Origin of the sequence: Microcoleus sp. Z1_A1 (assembly GCF_036700305.1) — a bacterium.
GTDB lineage: Bacteria > Cyanobacteriota > Cyanobacteriia > Cyanobacteriales > Microcoleaceae > Microcoleus.
This window is the reverse complement of the sequence record NZ_JAUBOR010000024.1, coordinates 61,406-88,261: the sequence shown is the minus strand read 5'-3', so window position 1 is coordinate 88,261 and position 26,856 is coordinate 61,406. Positions and strand designations below refer to the sequence as shown.

24 protein-coding genes are annotated in these 26,856 nt (G+C 46.1%); 11 read left to right on the top strand and 13 right to left on the bottom strand.

Annotated features, from left to right (window positions below):
- Positions 1 to 243: 243 nt before the first annotated feature.
- The 8 genes from QT973_RS17010 to purC all read right to left on the bottom strand — a co-directional run bounded on the left by QT973_RS17010 (position 244) and on the right by purC (position 9,408).
- Positions 244 to 1,506 carry a DNA cytosine methyltransferase gene (locus tag QT973_RS17010; RefSeq protein ID WP_333391767.1) on the bottom strand — a complete coding sequence of 421 codons (1,263 nt, stop codon included), beginning with the start codon at positions 1,504 to 1,506 and terminating at the stop codon, positions 244 to 246.
- Between the two features lie 136 nt (positions 1,507 to 1,642).
- Positions 1,643 to 2,815, bottom strand: coding sequence for a lipid-A-disaccharide synthase (gene lpxB / locus QT973_RS17005; protein ID WP_333270550.1), 1,173 nt, complete (start codon positions 2,813 to 2,815; stop codon positions 1,643 to 1,645).
- A 9-nt stretch (positions 2,816 to 2,824) separates the two neighbouring features.
- On the bottom strand, positions 2,825 to 3,427 hold the full coding sequence (locus QT973_RS17000) for a Uma2 family endonuclease (protein WP_333053159.1): 603 nt from the start codon (positions 3,425 to 3,427) through the stop codon (positions 2,825 to 2,827).
- Positions 3,428 to 3,468: 41 nt separating this feature from the next.
- A complete protein-coding gene (gene lpxA / locus QT973_RS16995) occupies positions 3,469 to 4,263 on the bottom strand; it encodes an acyl-ACP--UDP-N-acetylglucosamine O-acyltransferase (RefSeq protein WP_333208292.1) in 795 nt (264 codons plus the stop codon).
- A gap of 267 nt (positions 4,264 to 4,530) precedes the next feature.
- Positions 4,531 to 5,052: a 3-hydroxyacyl-ACP dehydratase FabZ gene (gene fabZ, locus QT973_RS16990; RefSeq protein ID WP_333053161.1), complete on the bottom strand. Its 522-nt coding sequence runs from the start codon at positions 5,050 to 5,052 to the stop codon at positions 4,531 to 4,533.
- Between the two features lie 85 nt (positions 5,053 to 5,137).
- Complete coding sequence (gene lpxC / locus QT973_RS16985) at positions 5,138 to 5,995, bottom strand: UDP-3-O-acyl-N-acetylglucosamine deacetylase (RefSeq protein WP_333053162.1); 858 nt, start codon at positions 5,993 to 5,995, stop codon at positions 5,138 to 5,140.
- Positions 5,996 to 6,115: 120 nt separating this feature from the next.
- Positions 6,116 to 8,497: a BamA/TamA family outer membrane protein gene (locus QT973_RS16980; protein ID WP_333053164.1), complete on the bottom strand. Its 2,382-nt coding sequence runs from the start codon at positions 8,495 to 8,497 to the stop codon at positions 6,116 to 6,118.
- A gap of 182 nt (positions 8,498 to 8,679) precedes the next feature.
- Complete coding sequence (purC, locus tag QT973_RS16975; RefSeq protein WP_333041222.1) at positions 8,680 to 9,408, bottom strand: phosphoribosylaminoimidazolesuccinocarboxamide synthase; 729 nt, start codon at positions 9,406 to 9,408, stop codon at positions 8,680 to 8,682.
- Positions 9,409 to 9,810: 402 nt separating this feature from the next.
- Between purC and QT973_RS16970 the strand changes: the two genes are divergently transcribed.
- From QT973_RS16970 to QT973_RS16925, 10 genes are all read left to right on the top strand, one after another.
- Complete coding sequence (locus tag QT973_RS16970; RefSeq protein WP_333053165.1) at positions 9,811 to 10,242, top strand: response regulator; 432 nt, start codon at positions 9,811 to 9,813, stop codon at positions 10,240 to 10,242.
- A 120-nt stretch (positions 10,243 to 10,362) separates the two neighbouring features.
- Entirely contained in the window at positions 10,363 to 13,782 is a 3,420-nt protein-coding gene (locus QT973_RS16965; RefSeq protein ID WP_333391766.1) for a response regulator, read from the top strand.
- A 185-nt stretch (positions 13,783 to 13,967) separates the two neighbouring features.
- Complete coding sequence (locus tag QT973_RS16960; RefSeq protein WP_333232153.1) at positions 13,968 to 16,271, top strand: DNA phosphorothioation-associated putative methyltransferase; 2,304 nt, start codon at positions 13,968 to 13,970, stop codon at positions 16,269 to 16,271.
- Between the two features lie 161 nt (positions 16,272 to 16,432).
- A complete protein-coding gene (locus QT973_RS16955) occupies positions 16,433 to 16,660 on the top strand; it encodes a hypothetical protein (RefSeq protein ID WP_333053171.1) in 228 nt (75 codons plus the stop codon).
- Positions 16,661 to 16,667: 7 nt separating this feature from the next.
- Complete coding sequence (locus QT973_RS16950) at positions 16,668 to 17,057, top strand: type II toxin-antitoxin system VapC family toxin (RefSeq protein WP_333053173.1); 390 nt, start codon at positions 16,668 to 16,670, stop codon at positions 17,055 to 17,057.
- Between the two features lie 136 nt (positions 17,058 to 17,193).
- Positions 17,194 to 17,487, top strand: a complete 294-nt coding sequence (locus QT973_RS16945) for a hypothetical protein (protein WP_333312996.1) — start codon at positions 17,194 to 17,196, stop codon at positions 17,485 to 17,487.
- 103 nt (positions 17,488 to 17,590) lie between these two features.
- On the top strand, positions 17,591 to 17,956 hold the full coding sequence (locus QT973_RS16940) for a DUF433 domain-containing protein (protein ID WP_333053176.1): 366 nt from the start codon (positions 17,591 to 17,593) through the stop codon (positions 17,954 to 17,956).
- On the top strand, positions 17,940 to 18,257 hold the full coding sequence (locus QT973_RS16935) for a DUF5615 family PIN-like protein (protein WP_333337825.1): 318 nt from the start codon (positions 17,940 to 17,942) through the stop codon (positions 18,255 to 18,257). Before QT973_RS16940 ends, QT973_RS16935 begins: the two co-directional genes overlap by 17 nt.
- Before the next feature lie 102 nt (positions 18,258 to 18,359).
- Entirely contained in the window at positions 18,360 to 19,133 is a 774-nt protein-coding gene (locus tag QT973_RS16930; protein WP_190741039.1) for a DUF2314 domain-containing protein, read from the top strand.
- A gap of 92 nt (positions 19,134 to 19,225) precedes the next feature.
- Positions 19,226 to 19,519 carry a hypothetical protein gene (locus QT973_RS16925; protein ID WP_333053179.1) on the top strand — a complete coding sequence of 98 codons (294 nt, stop codon included), beginning with the start codon at positions 19,226 to 19,228 and terminating at the stop codon, positions 19,517 to 19,519.
- 340 nt (positions 19,520 to 19,859) lie between these two features.
- Here the strand turns inward: QT973_RS16925 and QT973_RS16920 are convergent, their stop codons facing one another.
- On the bottom strand, positions 19,860 to 21,032 hold the full coding sequence (locus tag QT973_RS16920; RefSeq protein WP_333262239.1) for a TRC40/GET3/ArsA family transport-energizing ATPase: 1,173 nt from the start codon (positions 21,030 to 21,032) through the stop codon (positions 19,860 to 19,862).
- Positions 21,033 to 21,330: 298 nt separating this feature from the next.
- Entirely contained in the window at positions 21,331 to 21,723 is a 393-nt protein-coding gene (locus tag QT973_RS16915) for a DUF2358 domain-containing protein (protein WP_333270535.1), read from the bottom strand.
- 69 nt (positions 21,724 to 21,792) lie between these two features.
- Between QT973_RS16915 and QT973_RS16910 the strand changes: the two genes are divergently transcribed.
- A complete protein-coding gene (locus tag QT973_RS16910) occupies positions 21,793 to 22,401 on the top strand; it encodes a glutathione S-transferase N-terminal domain-containing protein (protein ID WP_333053183.1) in 609 nt (202 codons plus the stop codon).
- A 322-nt stretch (positions 22,402 to 22,723) separates the two neighbouring features.
- Here the strand turns inward: QT973_RS16910 and QT973_RS16905 are convergent, their stop codons facing one another.
- The 3 genes from QT973_RS16905 to ahcY form a co-directional block, all read right to left on the bottom strand.
- Positions 22,724 to 24,148, bottom strand: coding sequence for an NADP-dependent isocitrate dehydrogenase (locus tag QT973_RS16905; protein WP_333391763.1), 1,425 nt, complete (start codon positions 24,146 to 24,148; stop codon positions 22,724 to 22,726).
- Between the two features lie 449 nt (positions 24,149 to 24,597).
- Positions 24,598 to 25,212 (bottom strand): DedA family protein, encoded by a 615-nt coding sequence (locus tag QT973_RS16900; protein WP_333053186.1) that lies wholly within the window; start codon positions 25,210 to 25,212, stop codon positions 24,598 to 24,600.
- A 161-nt stretch (positions 25,213 to 25,373) separates the two neighbouring features.
- Positions 25,374 to 26,651 carry an adenosylhomocysteinase gene (ahcY, locus tag QT973_RS16895; RefSeq protein ID WP_333232159.1) on the bottom strand — a complete coding sequence of 426 codons (1,278 nt, stop codon included), beginning with the start codon at positions 26,649 to 26,651 and terminating at the stop codon, positions 25,374 to 25,376.
- Positions 26,652 to 26,856: the final 205 nt, after the last annotated feature.

Below are 26,856 nucleotides of genomic sequence, written 5' to 3'. Positions count from 1 at the left end.
TATGCAGATGTTAATTTTGCTATTTTATGTCTAGGATGCTACGCCTTGGATTGCAGACCAGTAGTCGAAATAGTTCCCACTTTTACCTTGAACAAACTGCACAGCGCGCCGGAATACATTCCCGGTTTGTTTAACTACTGGGGACATCTTGTGCTGGTCATCGAACTGTGTCCACGGATACAAGGGACGCTAAACCCGCGCTTAATTGGGGGTAGCCCTGCATATACGCTGTCAATCTAATTCTTAACTTTTTAGATAATATTCTTCTGCTTCTGACCAATTGAGTTTAAGCAAGGAATCATCTCCCCATGTCAGCTTGAGACTCGGCTTAATGGCTGTCACGCCCAAAGCGCTAATAATTTGCGCTGCGACAGCTTTCGCCAATAGCGGCGGTACAGAATTTCCGACTTGGCGAAAACCGTGCCATTTTGTGACATGAAATCTAAACCAGTCAGGATAGGAATGCAGTCGCGCAGCTTCTCTGACTGTAATGCACCGAGGGGCGATCGGGTGAATCGGTCTCGGCGAAGTATAAGCCCCCCTAGCCCTGTCGGTTCCGGCCCTGAGAGTGTTGCAAACTCCGTCGGGGTGAAGCTTGTAAAAACGGCTGATCGGCTCTTTTTCGCCGCGTTTTGCCGCCTGAAACCTTTCTATACATTCCTGAGAATGTTTAGTTCGCAAACTACAAGAGAGGATTTGTCGATCGTACTCGCGATCGTAGGAATAATCATCATCCAAACCATCAATTCCGCGCATTATACTCGCATAAGTGCTGCACTTTCCGTACTCTGCCATTACCCAATCTCGGTGCAGCAACTCGCTGTAGTTTTCCACTTCCGGCAAATCTCCAATCGCATCCCAAACAGTCGGAACAGCAGGTAAATTAATTTTTTTATAGCGTTTAGGAATTTTAATTTTGGGCAATATAGTAGTTTGCTGAGGGTATTTGGGTAGCTCATAACCTGCTTTGCACCCAATCAAAAACAATCGTTTGCGAGCTTGCGGCACTCCATAGTTAACAGCGTTGAGAACTTGATAATTTTCTTCTACTTTATAGCCACGTTTCAGAAAAGAGCTAATTAAAACATTCAGGAGTTCTTTGTGTTCTCCTGATGCAATTCCCGGTACATTTTCCATTACAAAAAACTTGGGTTTTAGCTCCAAAACTAAGCGCTGAAAGTGAAAAATTAGAGAATTTCGTGGATCGTCCACATCGCGCTTGCCCATCATCGAGAATCCTTGACAGGGCGAACCGCTGATTACTACGTCTATCTCGCGCCCCCCGATCGCCGATTTTTTCCGAATTTCCGAGCCCGTAAGCTGTGTGACATCTTTACACAGAATAGAACACAGCGGGAAATTAAACTCGTGTGTGGCGCAGTGAATAGGGTCAATTTCGACTGAGGCAAGTACGTCAAAACCTGCTTGTTCAAAGCCCAGAGTCATGCCGCCCGCACCTGCAAATAAATCAACAGCGATCGGTCGCTTTTTCCGATTGCTTGGCATAACATTTCAATAAAAAAGTTGCTTTAATAGAAATTAAGGAAATCAACAGCGTTTCTGGTAATAAATCGTGAATTTGTCCACGAGCCAGCCACAAAGGAACCGGGTTTATACATAACTTTTAAATACAAAAAATGCTTTAAGAAGCTGTATTTAATTTGACATTTTTCATTATTTCCGCAGCCGCCCGATCGCACACGCCCACATCTCCGAGACTTTCCCGCATTTCCCGATAACCCGCCAAAGTTTGCTGGCGCCGATCGGCATTTTGCAGCAATTCCAATGCGTGATGCACTATATTTTCCGCAGTCGCCTCGTCTTGCAGCAACTCCGGGACGATCGGCTTCATTTGCACCAAATTGGGCGGAGACATAAAAGGAATCGAAAATTTCAGCACGTGGCGAAAAATCCAAGCCGTAATTGGACTGACGCGATAGAGGACAACTTGCGGAACATCCAGCAAAGCCAGCTCCAGATTAACAGTACCAGATTTAGTAATCGCCAGATCGGCAGCAGCCAAGATTTCCAGAGTTTGATTTTCTAACAGAGTAGCCCGCAAACCGTAATTCTCGATCGCCTGTTCAATTTTGTGGCGAAAAGCGTTATTAGCAAGCGGAATCCAAAAATGAACTTCCGGCAATTTAGCTTGAATAATTTGAGCTGCCTCAAATATAACCGGCATCAGGTACTTGAGTTCTTGGTGTCTAGAAGCGGGAATTAGGGCGATCGACACCTGTTCCGGTCCAATTCCCAAAGTTTTGCGGGCAACTTCCCGGCTGGGCGCAGATTGCATTCTATCCACCAAAGGATGACCAACCCAACTCACTTCGGCTCCTTTTTCTCGATAATAACAAGCTTCCTCTGGGAAAATTGCCAAAAGTTGGTCGCAAATATTGACAATCAGATCAGTATTGCGAGGAGAAATCGACCAAACCCATTCTTGAGGTGCGATGTACCAAACCACGGGCAAATCAGGCAAACAGCGGCGGATATAGCTGCCAATACCGAGATTTGGAGTCAAATAATCAATCAATACAACAGCATCGGGGCGGAAGTTTTTGAGATATTGTTTAGCTTTTTGCTGAACTTGGATCGTTGGCCAAATATACGGCACTGATTCTATAAGGCCCATAGAACCAATGCCCAAAGTATCGCCTAAAATAGTAGCCCCAGCTTCCGCCATACGAGGGCCGCCCAATCCTGTTATTTCTAACTCCAAACCAGCCGCGACAGCGTGACGTTTTAAGGCTGCAACTAACAAAGAGCCTTGCAAATCGCCCGAAACCTCACCAGTGCTGATAAAAATTTTCATATTCTGACTTTATACAGGTGAGATGTTGGCTAATAACTCGGTAACAGCATCATATTGATCGGGCATATTAGCACAGCGTAGCAGTAATTCTAAGTCCAGAGCGGGAAGGAATGTACTCCGGGAAATCTGCTCATAATTTTCACCTGTTAAGTAATAGAGAGATAACTGACTATTTTGCCAAAACCAGACTTCCCGAACTCCCAATCTTTTGTAGAATTCTAGAGTATTTATCCCGCCACTGGTAATTACCACTTCAATAGCAATATCTGGGACTATTTTTTGGGTTCCTATATCATAGGAATCATCCGGCTCTTTTCTACCGCCTAATTCTCTGTTACCCAGAGTCGGGCCGCCCTTGCCGTAAAATCTAATCCCATTTGCTCTCATATATGCCTCTAGCAGCATACAGAGAGTTTTCTTGATTATTTCGTGTTCGGGCGAGACAGTCATAATTTGCAGTATTTTATCGAGATAGAAAAATTTCACACCTCTGACATCTTTAAAAGCTGCTTCTATCGCTTCAAATTGCTCCCAACTAACATCTGAGAACCTGATGCAGCCATCTGGTTCTGTTTCAGGGGATGTAGATTTGACAGAAGTATATACATTCATAGGGCAACAGTCGCTTAGTTCATAGGTTTATTCTACCTCATTCACTTTTTGCCAGGAATCAAACCGCGTCGCCCTTTGGTTATAGACTGCTGCATAAATCTCCGCAGGTGCTGCAAGTGGGCGTTTTCTGGCAACAAATCCAACTGTTCCAAAGCTCGATCGAGAGTGTAGCCAGAACGGTATAGAATACGAAAAGTTTTCTTCAAAAGTAGCAAATCTTCTTGGGTAAAACCGGCGCGTTCGAGGCCTATTTTGTTGATTGCTCGCACTCTCGAAGGATTTCCCTCGACTAGCATATAAGGAGGCACATCTCGATCGATCCTGCTCAAGCCGCCCACCATAGACAAACGGCCGATTTGGACAAACTGATGAACCCCCAAAACACCGCTCAAGCGGGCTTGAGACTCGATTTTAACGTGTCCGGCTAAGGCTACAGCATTAGCGATAATTACTCGATCGGCGATCGCGCAATTGTGTCCCACATGAACATAAGCCATCAATAGATTATGATTGCCAATAGTCGTGCTTTCCCCCGCTCCAGTAGCGCGGTTAATTGTCACGTATTCCCGAATGAGATTGTTGTCGCCAATTTTCACCCTAGTTAGAGAACCCTCATATTTCAAATCTTGAGGTTCCAAACCAATCGCCGCACCGGGGAAAATTTGATTGCGAGCGCCTATTTCTGTTAGCCCGTCGATAATTGCATGAGCGCCAATCTTAGTCTCCGGCCCTATTTTCACTCTTTCCCCAATTACAGCATAAGCTCCCACTTCTACAGTCGGGTGAAGTTCAGCGCGGGGATGAATCACAGCAGTTGGGTGAATCAAAGTAAGCATTTTTTATTAGTCAGTTTTCAGTTTTCAGTTTTCAGTTTTCATACAAAATCAAGCTTAAATACCCCGTTTATTTCTTAGTCCGCGGCGGACTTCGTTTGTGTAGTAGCGATTGCAATCGCCGAATCATCAAGGAGTAACAAACCAGGATTTAGTATCAGTAGTCAATTGTCAATTGTCAATTGTCAGTGGTTATCAGGAATATAGAGAAATCCCCAAATAACACATAACCAATCACCAATCACCAATCACCAATCACCAATCACCAACTTAATCTACCATCGAAAACGTCAATTCTCCTTCACAAACTTTTTGTCCGTCTACTTCAGCCAGAGCCTGCATTTTTGCGAAGCGGCGGCGTTTTACCCACAGCAATTCTACAGTCATCAGCAACTGATCGCCCGGTACAACCTGACGACGGAACTTGACTCGATCAATTCCGGTAAACATCCACAATCCTTGCTTGATATCGGGCAACTGAGCCAGAACAATACCGCCAACTTGAGCCATCGCTTCGACAATTAATACTCCAGGCATAATCGGCCGTCCGGGGAAATGCCCTTGAAAATGCGGTTCGTTAAAAGTCACATTTTTAATTCCTACAGCCTTCTCGGACGGCACGTAATCAACAATCTTGTCAACCAGTGCAAAAGGATAGCGATGAGGCAATAATTTCTGAACTTCTTCGAGAGTAAAAGTAGATTTAACCGCTGGAGAATCTTCACCGTTTTTGGTGGGGACGGATTCAGAATTAGCAGTATTGAGGGTGTTAACTTCAGTCAGCGTAGACATTTCTTGAAGAATTTTGAGTGTGGTATGGCAGAAGGCAGAAGGCAGAAGGAAGATGTAATCTTAACAGAAGATCGCCTGTTTTTTCCTAACTTTTATCTAGCGTAGCTAGAGCTTGGGAGTTCAGGGCTTGGGCGAGTTGGACGTGCAGGTTGTGACTGGCTTTGTAAGCCAAGTAGTGAGCTTTTGGCCAAGTTCCGAGCAGACTGAGGTCGCCTACTAAGTCTAGGATTTTATGGCGCACTGGTTCGTTGGCAAATCTCAAAGGCGGGTTGAGCCAGCCGGATCGATCGCAAACTAGGGCGTTTTCTAGGGTACCACCTTTGATCAAACCAGCTTGTCGCAATTGGTCAACTTGGCGAGCAAGTCCAAAAGTGCGGGCTGGGGCGATCGCCGTCGCAAAACTTTCTGCCTCTGGCGACCAACTGTACCATTGATTGCCGATCGCCTGTTCCTCAAAATCAATTCCGTAACTAAATCGAGTTTCGGCTGAGGGTAAAGCTGCTGCAAAAGCATCCCCGTGACGCACCCAAATTGGCTCACTAACGACAAAGGAGGAAGTGGGGTATTGCTTAGATTCTTGAGGAACTAAGCCGGTATGGGCGATCGCCTCTACCCAAACCAGAGCCGAACCGTCCAGCAGCGGCACTTCCGGCCCATCAACCTCAATTCGAGCATTATCCGCTCCCATCCCCGCCAAAGCGGCTAATAGATGCTCTACAGTGCGAATTTGAGCATCGATACCTGCCAGTTCCGTTGAAAGTGCAGTCTGGCAAACCGCCTCAATTTTTGCAGGAATTCTCGGAGCACCAGGCAAGTCAATTCTGACAAAATAGCGACCTTCCCCAACCTCTGCAGGCAAAACTCGGACGCGAGTTTGTTCGCCGCTGTGCAAACCGATTCCCGACAGTTCAAATTCAGATTTTAAGGTACGTTCAATAGTCATTAGTTAGTAGTCAGTAGTCATTAGTTAGTAGTCAGTAGTTAGTAGTCAACTGTCAACAGTCAACTGCCAACTGTCAACAGTCAACTGCCAACTGCCAACTGCCAACTGCCAACTGTCAACTTAGAATCGCTCACCAATTCCAAAGTGAATTTGATTGTCGCCAGTGTCGTTGATACCGTAATCGATCCGGATCGGCCCTAAAGGAGATTGAACCCGCACGCCGATGCCGTAACCGTAACCGCTACCGGGCTTTTCGCGGATACCTGCCGGGTCGCCTGGGACATCTTTGCCCGTGCCCAAGTCAGTGCCAGCATCCAAAAATAGCGCTCCGCCGATAAACGAAATAATCGGGAAACGGTACTCAACGCTGGCCTCTAGGAAGCTGCGGCCGGCTCCCATGTCGCCTTCGTCGTATCCGCGCACCGAGTTGGCGCCGCCCAAGGCAAAGGCTTCGTAGGGAGGCAAATCTCCGAATACGGTGCCGCCCCTAAAACTGAATGCCAGGGTTTGAGGGCCGGCGGTAAAGTTAGTGTACTTGACTGGTAGGTACAAGCTGTAGCTGGCCCGCAGGCGGTTTAACAGGATGCTGCCGGAACCTACAGGAATCGATTGTTCCATCCCAAATCTGAGCAGGGAACCGCTAGTGGGGCGGAGGGGGTCGTTGCGCCGATCGCGTACAACACCTGCTTGCAAAGTTGTCAAGTCATCCGAACCCGAATCGCTAAAACTCAACAGGTTGCCGAGTTCGTCCTCGGATTCGCGCCGGCCTTTGCGATCGGTAATTGAGACTCGCTGGTACTGCAAGCCTACTGAAGCTGTCCACTCAGAATCGGCAAAAGGATTCCGATCCAGGGGACGGGTGAAATTGATACCGGCACCAGTACGATTGATGCGGGGTCGATCGTCGTTGGGCAATCTGACTTCCCGTTCGCCGCCGTCAAAAATCACGCTGATCGATCGTCTTCTAAACGCATTAATCGTATAAGAAGTCCGGTAAGGATCGCCCGCAATCCAGGGATCTGTAAAACTCAAGTCAAACAGATTTTGGCGTTCCCCGATTTGTACTTCAGCCCCCAATTTCTGGTTCCTACCTCTCAAGTTTTGCTGCTGGTAACTCAGCGTACCGAACAAACCCGTCGCGGAACTCAAACCTGCACCAGCCGCCAGAGAACCGGTATTTTTCTCAATGACGTTGACAATTACTCTTGCCTTGCGGGGGTCAGTCGTTCCCGGTTCCAAGGCAAGTCGCACGTCTTCAAAAATTCCCAAACCAAACACCCGTCTCAAATCTCTTTCCGCCTTGGTGCGGTTAAAGATGTCTCCGGGCTTGAGTTCTACTTCGCGGGTGATGACAAACTGACGGGTGTTGCCTCCGATCGGCTGACCCGTCGCATCTGTTGCCTCTCCCTCCTTGTTCAGGAAGCGGACATCAACGGATTCGATCTGGCCTTCTGCCACTACCAGGGTGACAGTGCCGTCGTCTGCTACTTGCGGGGCATCAGTGATTTGGCCCAAAACATAGCCGTTCTCTTGATACCACGCATTAATTTTTTTCACTCCCTCTTCAAAGCGGCGGAGGTTGAGAATTTTGCCGTATTGATCGCGGAAGCTTTCGTCAATTACGCTTTGGGGCAGCACTTGCTGACCGGTGATTGTCACTCCCTGCAGCACCGGATTTGGCTGCACAATAAAAGTCACCCGGACGCCCAACGGGGTGTCTTCCGGTACTGCCCGCACGTTTCTAAAAAAGCCCGTGGCAAAAATGGCGTTGATGTCTTGTTGCAGTTGGCTGCGGTTGGTTGTGCGTCCCGGTTGGGTGCTGATGACTCGGTAAATTTCGGTTTCCAAGTCTTCCGTCGCGCCGGTGACTGTAACTTCTGCTACTAGCACTTGCGGTTCTGCCGCCCCGGCGGGTGCAGGGGCTTGTCTCGGCTGCGGTGCCCGGCCAGGGGGCAATGGAGGAACGGTGTTAGTCGGCGGTCCCGTCGGGGCCGGTATTGTCGGAACTTGGGCGTTTTGAGCGATCGCCTCGGATTCATCTGGTTTCCCTAGCTCTGCTGCGATCCAGGCGGGCGTTACCGCCGCTTCCGATGGGGGGAGCGAGCTTTCCTGTTGCGCCTCTGGCAGGGCGTTTTGGCTGCTAGAGGCGGGGGAAGGGTTGGATGCTAGCTCGGGTTTGAGTTCAAGGATCGGAGGTGAAACCGGGGATGGCGGGTCTGTGACTTGGTTTGGGGGTTCGCGGTCGTTCCCTCCTCTGGCAGGGGCCTCCGCTATTTTTAGGGCTTCCCCTTTGCTGGTTTTAGCGGCTTTAGGGTTTTGAGGAGGGTTTGGGGTTAATTCTGGAAGGGGGCGATCGGGTAATTCGATCGACGGGGCGGGCCCGGCGGCAGTCAAAGCTTCCTCTGCTGATTCAGAGTAGGATGTTTGGCCGGAAGCAGAATTTGATAACCCGAATGTTGCTGAGGCAGTAAAAACTGCCACCAATACAGCAGATAAACGCATTTTTGTTCACTTTTTTGGAATCCACACACCACATTAGTCATTAGTCATTAGTCATTAGTCATTAGTTATTAAGTCGGTTGAATTTCGCGCTGATCGCTAATTGATGACTGTTGACCGCTGATTGCTGACATCGAAAGCAGAAGGGTAACAAACTGTGCAATTCTAGCGCATTACCAAGGCCTCTAGACTTTCTGAGCGAGAACGCGTTGGAGAACTTGCTGGTAAGCGGTTTCTACCGATCCTAAGTCGCGGCGGAATCGGTCTTTGTCCATAACACGGGCGTCGGGGTCGGCTTCTGCATTGTCCCAGAGGCGGCAGGTGTCGGGACTGATTTCGTCGGCGAGGATCAGATTTTGATGTTGGTCGATACCGAATTCTAGTTTGAAGTCTACCAGGGTGATGCCGCACTGGCTGAAAAATTCTTTGAGTATTTCGTTAATTTCGCGGGCGGCGATTTCTAGTTGGTCTACTTGTTCCGGGGTGGCTAGCTGCATTAGCAGCAGCCTGTCGCGGGTCAGCAGCGGGTCTCCCAAATCGTCGTTTTTGTAATAAAACTCGACCAGCGGCGGATTGACAATTGTGCCGAGGGCGAGTCCGGTTTGCTTGCAAAGACTGCCGGCGGCAATGTTTCTGACTACGACTTCCAAGGGCAAAATTTGGACGCGACAGACTCGCATTTGGTTGGGGGCCGGCGTGTCGATGAAGTGGGTGGGAATGCCTTTGGCTTCTAGCATCCGAAACAGGTGGGCGGATACGGCGCAGTTGATTTCGCCTTTGCCGACGATGCTGCCGCGTTTCTGGGCGTTAAAGGCTGTGGCGTCGTCTTTGAAGTGGGTCAGCAAAATTTCGCTGTCTTCGGTGGAGTAGAGGATTTTGGCTTTGCCTTCGTAGAGTTTGCGATCGGCTGACATGGCGATTAATAATAATGTAGATGAGTTTTAGATTTTACCGTAGCTCGATCGGGTGTTATTGGCGAGTTTTTGGATCTCCGCTGCACCGCTCATCCTCTGACAAGCGAATTTCTTCATGTGGTACCCGCCACGTGATTTATCCGTGGAATCCATCCCAAATCTCAAATCTAAAATCCTCAAGCCCCCGCATTTATCCGTCGGGTCAATCCAAAATCTCAAATCTCAAATCCAAAATCGAATGACGGGCAAGTACGCCTGCAGGTAGATACTGTCATCGACCCCGGCATAAATGATTCTTGACAAAGGACAATAGATATTAAACCTGCTGGGTTCGCGATCCGTGCTGACAAAACCTCGCCAACGAGACGGGCGCTTAAAAAACATCTAGAAAATGGCTGATTTATGCAAGACAAAAAAATTCATATTCTTTTGGTAGAAGATGATGAGGTTGATGTGATGAACGTCCGGCGAGCTTTCAAAAAAAATAACATCGTCAACCCCCTCTACATTGCTGCCAATGGATTAGAAGCTCTAGCTATATTGCGTGGACAAGGAAAAATAGATCCTCCCATGCCTCAAGCGCGCCGGTTGATTTTGCTGGACTTGAATATGCCGAGAATGAGCGGGATCGAGTTTTTGCAAGAATTGCGACTGGATGAATGTTTGAGGTCGATTCCGGTAATCGTCCTCACAACTTCTAATGAAGATAGAGATAAAGTAAAAGCTTATAATTTGAATGTAGCGGGCTATATTCTTAAACCTGTTACTTTTTCTAACTTTGTGGAAGTGATGGCTACCCTAAACAAATACTGGATGCTGAGTGAAATTCCCTAAAATAGGGAAATTTGAATAGAAAAATTTTCAAGGGGGCTTTATGATTTTTCAGCGATGCAGTTGTTTTAAGTCCTTTTTCTTGACAGCAGCTTTTTCGGACTAATCCACAATTCGGTTTTTATGGACAAAATTCTCACAATTCTGATAGTTGATGACGATGCAGTCGATCGAATGGCAATCAAACGATCGCTCAAGTCTGCTGGTGTTTCTGCAGAAGTTACTGAAGCAGAAGACTGCGCGGATGCGCTGGCACAACTCTCGGTTAGCAAAAATTCTATGCAGGCTACCGCAAAACTCTCCCAACAAAATAAATCTCAACCTTTAAGCGAGGTTGAGGAGACAGAAAAGGGGCTGCTATTAAATCAAATATTTGAGTGCAAATTTGACTGCGTATTCCTCGACTACGGATTGCCGGACGGAGACGGACTGAGTTTGGTAAAACATCTACGAGAAGCTGGACTGAAAGTTCCCTTAATTGTACTCACAGGTCAAGGCGACGAACAAATCGCTGTGGAATTGATGAAGGCAGGAGCTTCTGATTATATTGCTAAAAATAAGCTTTCTCCCGATAGTTTGTCCCGCAGTTTGTCCAATGCGATGCGCGTTTACCGCGCCGAATTTCAGGCGTTTCATACCAGTCAAAAGCTTAAGGAAAGTGAGGAACGGTACAGGTTAGTTTTAGAGGGAGTGAACGACGGAATTTGGGATTGGGATTTAAGTAAAAATGAGGTTTATTGGAACGATCGCCTTTTGGAAATTATCGGTTTGTCGCGAAAGCAATTTGGCAGGACTATGGAAGCTCTATACAACCGCCTGCACCCCGATGACAAGGAGGGAATTGTCGCGGCGATCGCCGCTCACTTGGAACAAGAAATAGATTATAATGTAGAATTCCGGCTGCTACACTCGAACGGTGTTTACCGCTACTGCACTTCTCAGGGAAAAGCTCAGCGAAATTCCAAAGGAAAAGCGCTGCGAATGGCCGGCATGATTAGCGACATTACTGAGCGGAAACAGGCGGAATATGCTCTGGAAAGGGAACGGCAGCAACTGAAACAAATTATTACTTGCGTGCCGGTAGCAATGGCGATGTTCGATACGGAAATGCGCTATTTAGCTAACTCGCACAAATGGCTGACTCAATTTAATTTTGAGTGGCAGTCGCTGACTAATCTCAGTCATTACGAATTGTTTCCAGATACCCCGAATCGCTGGAAAGTAATGTATCAAGAAGTGCTCAGAGGTGAGGTCGTTTCTGTGAGCGAAGATGCTTGGGAACGAGCAGACGGCTCTGTTATCTACCTGCGCTGGGCCGCTCACCCTTGGTACAATCCAGACGGTAAAGTAGGGGGAATTGTGATGGTGGCCGACAAGATTAATGAGTTGGTGGAAGCGCGGGAAACTGCCTTAGAAGCTAGCCGGGTGAAGTCGCAATTCTTGGCGAACATGAGTCACGAAATTCGCACTCCGATGAATGGGGTTTTGGCAATGGCTCAATTGCTGCTGCGCGCTCCTCTGGAACAGAAACAGCGGGACTGTGCTCAGACGATTTACCGCAGTGCTGAACATTTGCTAAGTGTTATTAATGATATCCTTGATTTCTCTAAAATTGAAGCTGGAGAAATGCGACTTGAAAAGTCTAATTTTGATTTGGATAGTTGCGTTGAGTCGGTGATAGAAATTATAGCGCATTTGGCCGAAGAAAAAGGTATTGAATTGAATATTTTAGTAGACAGCTCAGTGCCGAGAAAGTTGGTGGGCGACTCGGGCAGATTGAAGCAAGTTTTGCTGAATTTGACGGGGAATGCCATAAAATTTACCGATCGCGGTCAAGTTCTAGTTCACGTAACTGTGAAACAGGGCAACAGACTGGCAGAGGGTAGACAAGAAGCAAGGTTGCTATTTTCGGTGCGGGATACTGGCATTGGAATTTCGGCCCAAGGACAAACAAAGCTGTTCCAATCTTTTTCTCAGGTAGATGATTCTCCTACTAGGCCTTACGGCGGGACGGGTTTAGGTTTGGCTATTTGTAAGCAGTTAGTGGAGATGATGGGAGGGGACATTGGAGTTCGCAGTTTGCTAGGCAGCGGTGCTACTTTTTGGTTTACTGTACCTTTGGAAAAACAGTTGCCAGTTGAGCCTCACGATCCCGAACTTGCGGGCAAGAAGTTGTTAGTAATCTCTGGAAGTGCTTTGAGGAGGGCAGCAGTGCGATCGCTCGCTCAAAGTTGGGGTGCGCGCTGCGACGAGGCAGAAAGTGCTGCTGAGGCTTGGAGTTGGTTGAAAAATACCCAGGGCGGGATTTCTCAGAATTCGGGAGAGGGGGGAAAAAGCTGGGATGTGGTGCTGGTGGACTTGCAAATGCCGGAGTTGGATGCGGAGGAATTTGCTAGGAAAGTGCGATCGACCTCGACAGTTTGCTCGTTAATCGCCATGACTGCTTTGCGAGAACAGCCGAAGGCTGAATCGCTTTGCAGTCGAGGTTTTAACGGATATTTGATCGAGCCGGTGCGGCCAAGCCACCTGCTTGAGGCAATGCTTGCGCCGGTGAAGGGAAGGGGAGATTTTGGGAGAGTGGAGGCTGCTAATACTGGCAAGTTGCCACCAGTTAATACTCATCAATATGTTACTCCCAATTCGCTGTCATCGCTGAGAATTTTGGTGGCGGAAGACCACCCGATCAATCAACAAGTTCTTGTCGAACAGTTGGCAGTTTTAGGCTATCAGGCTGACTGCGTGGTCAACGGTCAAGAAGCGCTGGATTTGCTGGCTAAAAAAAGCTATGATTTAGTGCTGATGGACTGTCAAATGCCGATACTGGATGGTTACAAAGCAGCGCAAAAGTTGAGGGAAATCGAAGGAAGCGATCGGCATACTTTTGTGATGGCTTTAACTGCTCATGCTATGCCGGGGGAACGAGAAAAGTGTCTGGCGGCGGGGATGGACGATTATCTCAGCAAACCTGTAGATTTAGATGCTTTGGCGGCGGCCCTGAAAAAGTATGAAGCCCTAAATGTTCAGGATGAAAATAAGTATGGAGTTAAAACTATAAATTCGGAAAATAAATCTCAATTAGCAACAAATTATACAGAAGTTGTGGAAAAAGCGCAGGTTGTGGCCGGGCAGACACCAAGGGCGATCGCACTTCCAACTTGGGAACATAGAGACTGCGACGGACTGTTCGACAAGAGCAGATTGGAGCAACTCGGACGAGTTAATATTAAATTGCCAGAGCGACTCTTGCAAGCTTTTGTGGCAGGAGCCCAAGCTGATGTAGCTGCTGCCAAAAGAGCCGTAGAAGCTAAAGATTGGCAAGCTGTGGAATATCAAGCCCACCGTCTCAAGGGAACTTCGGCTAATGTGGGAGTTGCTCAGATGTCGGATTTGGCCGCACAATTGGAGCATCAAGCGCGAAGCTTTCAATCTGAACCAAAAGGGGTGGAATTGTCAAATAGTGAGAGGATTGAGAACCTATTAGTAAGTTTGTCCAGTCATTTAGCCCGGGTGCAAGAATTTGTGGAAAATCGAATGTTTAGTTAGTCGGTTAGTCGCTATTAATCGATATTAGTCGGCGCTTGAAATCGCGCCTAAACAAACGAAGTCCGCCTACGCGGACTAAGAAATAAATTCTTTGTTTCTTTGTTTGTTTATTTCTTTGTTTCTTTCTTCACTCTGTGTTCTCTGCGTTCTCTGCGGTTAATTTAAAAAAAATAATTAATTTAGCTATGAATTACGATACCATTACAAACACTATTTCAAATAGCAATTCCTTAGAAAACGAGGAAAAACTGCTAACGCCTTTGATGGTTTTTGCTCGCGAAATTTTATTGTATGAAAAAGAGGGTATTTCTGAGCAATATTCTGTAAATGCTGTGCCTTACCCGCTCGATGAAATCAATAATTTTTCTGTGGACAATCTAGTAGCAAAAGTGGCTCGCTGCTGTCGGGAAAGCAAGGTGGGAAAAAAATTACCTACGGCTTTTTACGTTCACGTTTCAGCTTTGCAGAGACTCAACCCTGTCCTCGGAATCTACGAAAATTGTGCCAGACGCACTCTCGAAAATATTGATGAAGCAACTTTAGTTAAATTTTTGCTTCATCAACCTAAAATATCTTATCTTTTTTACCCTGATTTCGATACAAATGCTCATCCTGATTTGCAAACCAGCATCCAGATTAATCTAGCAACAGGGGAAGTTAAATATTTTGATTACAGTAACTGCGAAAATCCCCCGGTTTTGCACCGCAAGGAAACTTTTGTAGCTGCGGATTATCCCCATTACGAAAAGTTTGCGAGGCTGACTCGCTGCGAGGAAAAGTGGGGACTGCTTGACAATACTAGCGTTATCGGAACTCGCGAAGGTTGGCTCAAATATTTGGGATATTGCGGTGTAGAAATCCAAGATCATACTGTTGTCGAGCGTTTGAAAGAGGAGAATAGTGAGCTATCAATTCCTAAAATCGAGCGACATAAAGCTGCAATGGTACGCAATTCGCTTTCTAAACCCCTGCGTCTGGTTTTAGAAGCTGATTTAGTGAGGGACGGGGCGACTTTTTTTGACTACGGTTGCGGTTACGGCGGGGATGTTAAATATATTGCACAAGAGGGTTATGCTATTTCTGGTTGGGACCCATACTATCAGCCGGATACTCCGCGAATGTGTGCGGATATTGTGAATATTGGTTATGTGATTAATGTGATTGAATCTTTGGCGGAACGCCGAGAAGCTTTGCTAAGTGCTTGGGAATTAACTAAGAGTTTATTAGTTGTAGCGGCTCAAGTTTTGATTGATGATAGCGAACGAGGCCAAATTGCTTATGGGGATGGGGTGATTACTTCTCGGAATACTTTTCAGAAGTATTACGAACAGGAAGAGTTGAAGGTTTATATTGACCAAGTTTTGAATGTTGATGCAATTCCTGTGGCTTTGGGAATCTATTTTGTGTTTCGGGATGCAGCGGAGGGTGAAAGTTTTCGTGCTTCTCGGTTTCGATCGCACTTATCGACTCCCAGGGTGCGATCGCAAGTTAAGCGGTTTGAGGATTATGCGGAAATGTTGGCTCCTTTGATGGCTTTTGTGAGCGATCGGGGCCGGCTTCCTGTTAAAGGCGAACTAGCGGAAGAATCGGCGATTAAGGAGGAATTTCACAGTTTTAATCGCGCTTGGAGGGTGATTTTGCAAGCAACGGATGCGGATGATTGGGAGAAAATCGCCGACAAGCGCCGCCAAGATTTGCTGGTATATCTCGCTCTCAACGGTTTGGGCGATCGACCTTCGATGCGCCGACTCCCAGCTCAAATCCGCAACGACATCAAAGGTTTGTTTGACAATTATCAAAAAGCTTGCACTTTGGCAGATTTAATGCTATATAGTCTGAGCAAACCTGATATTGTTGCGGATTGCTGCGAAGATAGTGCGATCGGCTACAAACAGCATGGTTCCCTTTCTGTTCACGTCTCTGCATTAGAAGAACTAGATCCTTTGCTCAGGCTCTACGAAGGCTGCGCCAACCGCACAATTGGCAGACTTGACGGCGCGACAATTATCAAATTTTACGCTCGCAGACCTCAGATTTCCTATCTATTTTATCCCGATTTTGACACTAACCCGCATCCAGCCCTTCACACTTCTATGCACATAGATTTGCGCGACCTTTCTGTGAGCTATCAAGACTATTCTGATGTGTACAATCCGCCAATTTTAGTGAGAAAAGAAGCTTTTGTTACTGAGAGTTATCCGCATTATGACAAGTTTGCGAAACTCACCCGCCAAGAAGAAAAGTTAGGTATTCTCGATCGTGGCGTAGTTAAGAAACATCGGGAATGGATGAAGTGTTTGGAGGAAAATTGCGTGAAAATTAAGGATCATAAGTTGTTTTGGCGATCGAATGCTGACCCAGAAAAGTTGAAAATGCTGCAAAAAGCTGCGTCGGAACGTCAGGCGCGAAAGATTGAGGTTAATGCAGGAAAGAGTGAAGGAACCGCAGAGGGCACAGAGAGCACAGAGGAAGGGAAAGAAGAGGAATAGTCATGGAAACAGAGAAAGTTTCTGCCTAACTACCCAAAATTGGGATTTCACACAGAAAATTTCTGCTTTTGACCCCATGACGGGAAGGGAGTAGTTCCCAAAATCTCAAAATATTGATAGACTTAATCAAAGATATCTTGTTCTGTTTAAAAGGTATAGCCATGACAAATCAAGAGTTTTTAGGTGAATTTTTATCTCTGCCGGCTGAAGCACAGAGTCAAGTGGTAAGTTTGATCGCCTTTTTAAAACAAAAGTACATATATGATGAACATGTCTCTTCGTCAGTAAATGTTGATTTAATGAACGATCCATTTATTGGAATGTGGCGAGATCGTCAAGACTTAGGTAGCACTACCTGGGTACGTAATCTCCGAGAAAACGAGTGGTAAAAAGCACATGGCTAGTTCAACTATCATAGATACCGACATAATCATCGATGTTGGTCGTGGTATTCCTGATGCAGTTAATTGTTTGCAAGGACTAAAATCAAGTTCTCGATTAGCAATTAGCATAATCACACAAATGGAGCTAATTGTTGGTTGCGCTAACAAGGTAGAGTTACAGACTCTAGAAAAATTTCTCCAGCAGTTTGACGTGATTAGAATTGACCAGTCTATTTCAGATAAGGCGGTTGACTTGTTACGGTTGTATCGGCTAAGTCACGGCTTACTAATTGCCGATGGCTTGATCGCAGCTACAGCAATAGTATGGGAGTACCCTTTCATCACTAAGAACCAACGAGATTATCGATTCATTCAAAACTTAAATTTATTGCCCTATCCGTAGCAATCAGAAAGCCTAACAATGCGTTGGAGTCGAGTATCGGTATTGGTTTACTTGATGGACGAATTGTAGTTGTTGTCTACACGGAGCTTGATGAGGAAACAGTTCGTATTATCTCCAGGGCGAAAGTCACTGTCTTATGAACGCAGACGCTATGAACAATACCTCACAAACCGACTGGGCTAGAATCGACGCAATGAGCGATGAAGATATCGATACTTCCGATAGTCCACCACTATCGGAGGAGTTCTTTACTAGAGCGCAATTACGAATGCCTCAGTCGGCTATTACTATGCCAGTTCAAGTCGATCCTGAAACATTTGCTTGGTTTCAGGCACAAGGAGAAACTGCCCAACAACAAATGTCTGTAGCACTTAGGATTTATGCAGATGCACACAAAACCTATCCTGCATTCGTAGCAAAGCCAGCATAACGACAGCTATAATTATGGTTGGCTTTCATTACCTTCCGACAAAGCATTAGGCTTCTTGCTTCAATGTTTTGATACAGTTCAAGTCAGGTAGAATATGTCCCTAATGAGCGCCCCAGCAAAATTCCAAGCAACCTCTCCTCCTTTCCGTTGGGATGAAGCGGGAGGTATCCGTATAGGTTCGAGTCGAGTCACCCTAGATAGCATACTTGCTTCATACCACAATGGCTCCACTCCCGAAGAAATCGCTATTCAGTATTCAGTTGTTCGCTTAGAAGACATATACAGTACCATTGCTTACTATCTAAACCATCGTCAGGAAATTGACAGTTATTTGGAACAGCGCAGCCAACAATCTCAGCAACTGAGACAAGAACTTTCTCGACAACACAACTTAGTTGATCTGAGACAACGTTTGCTTACTCGTTATCAGTCAAAAGGGGAGTCGATACCAAGTGCGCCTTCTAACTGATGAAAATTTTAATGGAGCCATATTGCGTGGGCTGGTGAGACGTTTGCCTGAATTAGATATTGTTCGTGTCCAAGATGTAGGGCTGATTCACACTGACGATCCAGATATTTTAGAATGGGCCGCTAATGAAGGACGCATCTTACTTACCCATGATGTGGCCACTATTACGATGTATGCCTACGAGCGAGTCAATCAAGGACTACCTATGCTTGGAGTTATTGAGGTTATTGCAACAGCACCCATTGGTAAGATCATTGATGATTTAGAACTATTTATTTGTTGCAGTCAGCCTGATGAATAGGAAGGTCGAATTCTTTTCATCCCTTTCCCTTGATATACTTAACCTGCTTATGATGTATATTAATATTAGAAGTACCTCTAACAATCAACTGCGGAGTGGTAAATGAGTCAAAATATTTATCGATTTCAGGGTGATGACCCGGATATAAATCTTGCTAGCAAGAAGGCACGCGAATCATTTAAATATTTTTGGCGTGAGTTGTCATGGGAAAGGCGGCGGATAATTCCTGGGCTGGATATAAGTGCAGTAAAACTTGGATTTCCGACGGGAAAGGTGACGGATTCTGCACCATCAGTTGAACATATGTGGGTGGAGAATGTTAATTTTGATGGTCTGAAAGTTAGTGGAGATTTATTAAACGATCCGAGATGGATAGATGGAATTGGATCGGGCGACCAGATTGTGATGGGCTTCAACGATATCAATGATTGGATATATTCTATTGATGGGATGGTTTATGGTGCATATACTGTTAATGCAATACGGCTTACAATGAATAGCGATCGAAGGCGTGTGCATGATGATGCTTGGGGTTTGGAATTCGGCGATCCGAGAGAAATCCGAATTGTTCCCGATAGCTATTTAAATCAAGAATCAAGAAATAAGGATGAATATGAAATCGGCGAGCATCCAATGAGTGAGAATATGGCTGCAAAAATTGATTCTGCATTAAGTGAAAATCCTACCATTGTAAATCAAATTGATGAAAATGGCTGGACTATGCTGCAATGTGAGGCATTGGCTGGCAACTTAACTCCTGTTAAATTATTATTAAAGTATGGCGCTGATAAAATGATTAAGAATCCTGATGGGTTGACGGCGATTGACTTGGCGGAAGTGATGAAATGGAATAAAATTACTGATTTTCTAAGATAATCGGTGGGGCTTATAATAGGGAATTGTTTACCGGGTACAAGAGCCGCAACTTATTTCAGCACGTAAAGCAACTCGTCAGGAGAGGGCAGAGTATGAAGGTTGAAGCATTAAAACAGCGATTAAACCGCAACCGTCCAATGACTAGCGTGACGATTCGTATGCCCGAAGATGTTGTGGAATATCTAAAGAAAGTTGCACCCTTGTTGGGTTTTTCGGGTTATCAGCCATTAATTCGTGCTTATATCGGTCAAGGTTTGCGCGTTGATTTAGAACGATTTGAGAGCGAGACAGTAAGAGCCTTAGTAGCAAGTTTGAAGCGCCGAGGTGTCAGCGATGCAGTGATTGATGAGGCATTAAAGGAAGTCGTTCATGCTAAATCATGTTAATTGTATCTAGCCAGCAGCATCTCATATCCAACCCGTTGACATCGGAATTATTCATCTCTCTCTTCTGCAGACTCTGCGCCCTCTGCGCCCTCTGCGGTTAAATCATTCCGCTACAATCGGAATTGATACCATTACAAAAGTCACTGTCTCATAAACGCAGACGCAACCGTGCTACTTTTGACAAAGCAGTTCGCCTCGGACAAGAATGGCGTAAGTCTGCTGAATAGCTCAATACCTGCACGCGGGCCAAAAACCCGGTTTCTGCGTGAATATCTCAAGGGATAATCCACGATTTTTCCTAGAAACCGGGTTTTTTAGGTAGAAGCGTGCGTAAGTCTTGTTAAGCAAACTTAATCTTCAAATAATCATCCTCCATCTTCGCCCCCGAAGGTTGCAGCGCCGCTAAAGCTTGCGGCAACACCAAATTACGGCGGTGATTCCCAATCCGAACATTCAACTCATCTCCCGTTTTGGTCAACTGGATCTGATCCTTAGCAATTCCGGGCAAATACAGTTCAAGACTATATTGATTGTTTTCCTGCACGATCTTAATCGTATTTTCTTTGTAATAAACTTGACTTGGGTCTTCGTCTTTGTAAAGCGTTTCTTTCAACCGTTCCAAAGCTGCCAAACCGCACATTTCTTCTGAATAAAGTGGCACTTCCTTAACTGGCAGCGGCATGAAATCTGAGTGAATTTCCTGACGGTACTGTTCCTGGCTTTCTTTCCACCGTTTAAAAAATGGGTCAGTTACTTCTGCGGGAATAATCCGGTTAGCTACTACTAAATCTGTGGCTACATTGTACAAACTCAAATAGGCATGAGCGCGCAGAGATTCTTTAATTACCATTTTTTCGGGATTGGTAACTAACCTTACCGAAGTCACAGTATTGTCAGTTAAAACCTTTTCCAAAGCTTCGATTTGTTCGTAAAATTCGTAAGGTGCATCCATCACCTCTTTGTCTGGTAAAGAAAAACCCGCAATTGGTCTAAAAATTGGTTCAACTAAAGGTCTAAGAGCGGCTGATATGCCTTGCAGCGGCTTGTAAAATTTTCTCATGTACCAGCCGCCAACTTCGGGCAAACTTAGCAGTCTCAATGCTGTGCCAGTTGGAGCCGAATCGATAATTAAAACATCAAATTCGCCTTCGTCGTAATGCCGCTTCATTCGCACCAAACCGAAGATTTCATCCATTCCTGGCAAGATGGCTAATTCTTCAGCTTGCACCCCTTCGAGCCCCTGCGCTCGCAAGACTTGAGTAATGTAGCGCTTAACGGCTCCCCAATTGCCTTCTAATTCCCTGAGAGCGTCTAATTCTGCTCCCCACAAATTCGGTTTCACCAGCCGCGAATCGTGTCCGAGTTCCATGTCGAAGCTGTCGGCTAAGGAGTGAGCGGGATCTGTACTCAGCACTAGGGTTTTGTATCCCAATTCGGCACACCGCAGCCCCGTCGCAGCGGCTACGGAGGTTTTGCCGACGCCGCCTTTTCCGGTCATTAATATTAAGCGCATTGATTGTTTAGCTCGCCTGAAAGTAGTTTACTCCTATATTGTAACGTTATGTAACGGGAATTAATTTTGTGGGTAATTAATTTGGGCGACAAGCAGCCGCCGGACACAGCACATTTTCGCTAACTCACGAAATTGCTGCCATGTCAAGATAAGTTAAAATTATTTATTTCAGATATCAATTGCGACCCATAAAAATCAATCAGCGTTCATCTGTGTTTATCTGCTAATATTTGCCTTAAAAAAGGGATCTCGCTCTTGAAACACTATTTTTTATTGCTAACAAACCTAAGAACAATTCTCAAACATTAGTTTTCACAGGAAATACAAGCTGTTTGAGCACATCCAACCGCGAACAGTCCCAGTAATCGATGTGAGAAACAATTAAACCGTCGCTGTTGACTTTCAGTTCGCTCCTACCGGCGATCGCCATTTTCGGTTTCCAAGGTAGCGGTGCGATCCAGCTCAGAGTCCAGCGAGTTTCTATAGTATCTCCCGATCGCGAAATCCCGTGCAAATCGAGATTTATATCCTGAAAAAAAGTCCCCATAAACCCGATCATTTTGCGGTAGCGATCGACTCCTGTAAATCGATTCACTGGGTCTTCAAAATAAACATCTTTTGCATAGATGCTGTAAGTCTGATTATCGGGAAATCTTTGATAATCGTCTTTGAGAATTTCAATAAGATCCATTATGATTAGCTATTTGCCTGAAATTATTATAATATAGTTTATACCTGCTTGAGAAAAGGCGGACAACTTATGATCGACCTATACACTTTTACCACACCGAACGGCCGCAAAGTTTCGATCATGCTCGAAGAAATAGGTTTACCCTACAACGTGCACGTCATCGACATCACAAAAAACGACCAATTTAGCCCAGAGTTCATCGCCATCAACCCCAACAGCAAAATTCCGGCGATAGTCGATCGAGATAACGGCATCACCGTCTTCGAGTCCGGCGCTATTCTGATCTATCTAGCCGAAAAAAGCGGCAGATTTCTGCCCACAGACAAACAAAAATACTTTCAAGTTATGGAATGGCTGATGTTTCAAATGGCCAGCGTCGGCCCGATGTTTGGTCAGCTAAACCACTTCAAACGCTTTGCACCCGAACAAATTCCCTATGCGATCGGGCGCTACGAAAAAGAAACCTTGCGCCTCTACGGAGTATTAGACACTCAACTAGCAAAATACGAATACATCTGCGGCGACTATTCGATCGCCGACATTGCTACCTATCCCTGGGTTGCTATTTACGAATTTCAAGGATTAACCCTCGACAACCACCCCCACCTCAAACGTTGGGTAGAAACCGTGCAAAAGCGTCCCGCCGTTGAGCGCGGCATGGCTGTCCCATCATTATAAACCCCGCCTCTAAATTGTATTTTCAGGAGGGCAGGACACCCCACAAACAAGTTGACTTTTGTGGAACTCAGAGGTTGCACCATTCTCAATAAGCTTTTTAGGAACAGGCTTTCCGGCCTGTTCCACAAGAAAATTCCCTCTTTGTGGAACAGGCCGGAAAGCCTGTTCTTGACAATGGTGCAAGATGTGAGGTGGAACGGGCACGCGAGCCCGTTCTTAATCAACAGCGGGCGGGCTCGCGTGCCCAACCCCTACTCCCCACAAAGCAAATTGACTGGTTGTGGAACGGGCACGCGAGCCCGTTCAAAAAAAGCCCTCAAACTCAATCGGCGAAATGCTTAATAATCGCCTCAGCAAACTCCGAACACTTCAACTCAGGCACCGGCGGCTCCATCAACCTCGCCAAATCATAAGTAACTTCACCGTTAGAAATTGCCGCTCCCAAACCCTTCTTAATCAAGTCTGCTGCTTCCTGCCATCCCATGTATTCTAACATCATCACCCCGGACAAAATCAGGGAACCGGGATTGACTTTATCCAAACCAGCGTGTTTCGGTGCAGTGCCGTGAGTCGCCTCAAAAACTGCACATTCATCACCAATATTAGCACCGGGGCCCATACCCAATCCACCCACAATGGCGGCGGCCGCATCGGACAAATAATCCCCGTTCAGATTCATTGTCGCCAAAATCGAATACTCGGCCGGTCGGGTTTGAATTTGTTGGAAAATACTGTCAGCAATTCGGTCGTTGACCATGATTTTTTCTTTCCACTGGCCGCTGCCGTGACTGTCCCAAATTGCAAACAGAACGTCGGCTACTTCTTGACGAATTTTGGCTTGTTTTTCTGGGGTCAAAGCATCGTATCCTGGGTCTATTTGGCGAGCATTATCTTCTAAGCTAATGTCGGGATTTTTTTCTTTGTTGCCCAGAATCCAAGACTCTCTTTCAGTTACGCACTGTTGGCGAAACTCGGTGGTGGCTAATTCATAACCCCAATCTCGGAAAGCTCCTTCAGTATATTTCATGATGTTGCCTTTGTGCACCAAGGTCACTTGCTGCTTATCTCTCGGCAACCGTAAAGCGTGGGTAATGGCGCGCCGCACTAAACGCTGAGAACCTGTTTTGCTAATGGGTTTAATTCCGATGCCAGAATCGAGGCGAATTTGTTTTTTGCCATGTTCTGGTGTTGCCGGAATTAACTCATTATTGAGGAATTCAATCAATTTTTTGCCGATTTCGCTGCCTTTGGCCCATTCAATTCCGAGGTAAATATCTTCTGTATTTTCCCGGTAAATAATTACGTCTAGGAGTTCAGGAGTTTTGTGTAGCGATGGTGTTCCAGCATAATATTTGCAGGGCCGCACGCAGGCGTAAAGGTCAAAGATTTGCCGCAAAGCTACGTTTAGCGATCGAATTCCGCCACCTACGGGCGTTGTCAGCGGCCCTTTGATGGCGACTCCGTATTCTTTGATGGCGTCTAAGGAATCTTGGGGCAGATATTGGTAAGTACCGTAGACATCGCAAGCTTCGTCGCCTACATAGATTTTAAACCAGTTGATTTTTCGATCGCCACCGTAAGCCTTTTCTACCGCAGCATCCATGACTTTCTGGGATGCAGGCCACAAGTCAACGCCCGTACCGTCGCCGCGAATGAAGGGAATAATTGGGTCATTGGGGACGATCGGCAAACCGTCTTTGAAAGTAATTTTAGAACCTGTTGTCGGGGCTACAATCTTTTCGTACATATCTTAACAGCGCGGATAGGAATGTTCCCTATTTTGCCACGATTATCTGCCTAAACCTCCACCAATCCTAAATATTTGTATAAATTTAAGTTGGATTTTTGGGCGATCGGCTGCCCGTCACTGTGACTTTTGGGCGATCGCCCATTTAAAAGTTAATTTAAAAAAGTAGCCAAGATAGCAGAATTTTCTATCAAATTTCCCTCTCTATCTTTCAGCGCTACGGTTGAGAGGATGCTGGAAACAAGTCAGTGGATTTTAGATTTTACATTTTAGATTTTTAGATTTACTCCCCAGATTAATCGGGGAGGTTGAACCTTAGTCTAAAATTTTGGGTTGATAACGCACGACTCCTGTCGGAAAGTTGTATGCGTTTTGGGGTGGGGTCAAAATGGTGATTGTAGCCGCCGATGAACGCAAATAAAGGCAGATTATTTTCACAAATTTTGCATTTATTTGCGATATTTTTCCTTCTGCATATTCTTCTTCACAACCCACAAAATACACCAAATGACAATAATCACCACAACTATTTTGGAAACCGGGGCCAGATATTCCTCTACAAGTGTATAATTTTGCCCTAATTTATATCCGGTAAAAGTCAGGAAACTTACCCATAAAAGAGTACCTCCTGTTGAGTAGATTAAAAAAGGAATTAAAGGCATATTATTGATGCCAGCGGGCAGGGAAATCAGGGTGCGAACTCCGGGTACTAGGCGACACAAAAACACGGCTTTGTTGCCGTGTCTGTTAAACCATCTATTTGCTTTGTCAATATCGGCCCCCGATACAGTAATCCACTTGCCGTATTTGTCGGCTAAATTCCTCAAGCGTTCTTCGCTCAATAATTTACCAGCATAGTACCAGGGAAGCGCCCCCAAAACTGTACCGATTACCCCTGCGGCGATCGCCGGTGAAAACTCCATTCGGTTCTGGAATACCGTGAACCCTGCCAGCGGCATAATCAATTCTGAGGGTATGGGGGGGAAAAGATTTTCTAAAAACATCAACAGTCCTATTCCGAAATAGCCCATAGACTGCATTGTGTTAGTTATCCATTCAACCATTTTGATTCCCTAATTTGGTAAGAAGAAGTCATTAGTCATTGCTCGTTCCTAGGCTCTGCCTGGGAACACATATCGAGAGGCTCTGCCTCGACTCCCCATGAGGGAGGCAGAGCCTTGCTGCATTCATTCCCAGGCTGATCCTGGGAACGAGAATACTATGATTAAGTACCCGAAGTCCAAGAGTTTGTGTACTCAATTTGTTCGGCAGTCAAGGTATCAATGTGAATACCCATTGCTTCCAATTTGAGACGGGCAATTTCTTTGTCAACTTCCACGGGAATTGAGTGAATACCAGGCTCTAGTTTGCCTTTGTTCGTAACTAGATATTCGCAGGCTAAAGCTTGGTTAGCAAAGCTCATATCCATCACGGCGCTGGGGTGTCCTTCGGCTGCTGCCAAGTTGATCAAACGACCTTCGCCCAACACAATAATCGACTTGCCATTATTCAGGTGATATTCTTGAGTGAAAGACCGGACTGTTTTCACGTCGGTGCTTTTTGCGCCGAGGGATTTGAGGTCAATTTCAATGTCGAAGTGACCGGAATTGCAAACAATTGCGCCGTCTTTCATTGTCTCGAAATGTTCGGCACGAATGACGTGTTTGTTGCCGGTAACGGTAATGAATATATCTCCGACTGTTGCTGCTTCGTCCATCGGCATGACGCGGAAACCGTCCATCACTGCTTCGATCGCCCGAATCGGATCGATTTCTGTGACAATTACGTTAGCACCCATTCCGCGGGCGCGCAGTGCCGTGCCTTTGCCGCACCAACCGTAACCTGCAACCACAATATTTTTACCGGCTAACAAAATATTGGTAGCGCGGATAATCCCATCTAGGGTAGATTGACCGGTGCCGTAGCGGTTGTCAAAGAAGTGCTTGGTGTCGGCGTCGTTGACGTTCATTGCGGGGAAAGTCAGCACGCCGTCTTTCAACATGGCCCGCAGGCGCACGATGCCTGTGGTAGTTTCTTCGGTAGTTCCGATTAAGTCGGCAATTTGGTTCGGGCGGTGCTGGATCAGGGCCGCTACCACGTCGCTGCCGTCGTCGATGATAATATTGGGGCGGTGGTCTAGGGCTGTGTAGACGTGACGTTCGTAGGTAGCCGCGTCTTCTCCTTTGAGGGCGAAGACGGAAATGCCGTAGTCTTCAACTAAGCAAGCCGCTACGTCATCTTGAGTGCTCAGGGGGTTGCTGGCGATCAGTACGGCGTCGCCACCGCCGAGTTTGATGGCGATTGCCAAATGAGCGGTTTCTGTGGTTACGTGGCAGCAAGCAGCCAAGCGAATGCCAGCGAAAGGCTTTTCTTTAGCGAAGCGTTCTTGAATTTGCCGCAAAACGGGCATTTCCCGGCCGGCCCACTCGATACGTTGCTTTCCCAAGGGGGCGAGGGACAAGTCTTTGACTTCGTGTTTAATCTTGACGGATGTAGCAACCATGTATGTTATTTCTCAGAAATCATCAAACTTTGTTAGTTTTAACAGATTAACCCATCGGCGGGCAAGTGCTGTGATTTTACTCGATCGGGGTCGGCGCTGCTAATCTTAAATTTTGATTAGGTTTTAATGATTAGCGAACGAGTAGATGGAGTCACCCGCACCGTGAGAGTCAAACATTCTTGTCGGGCGATCGAGCTCAATCTTT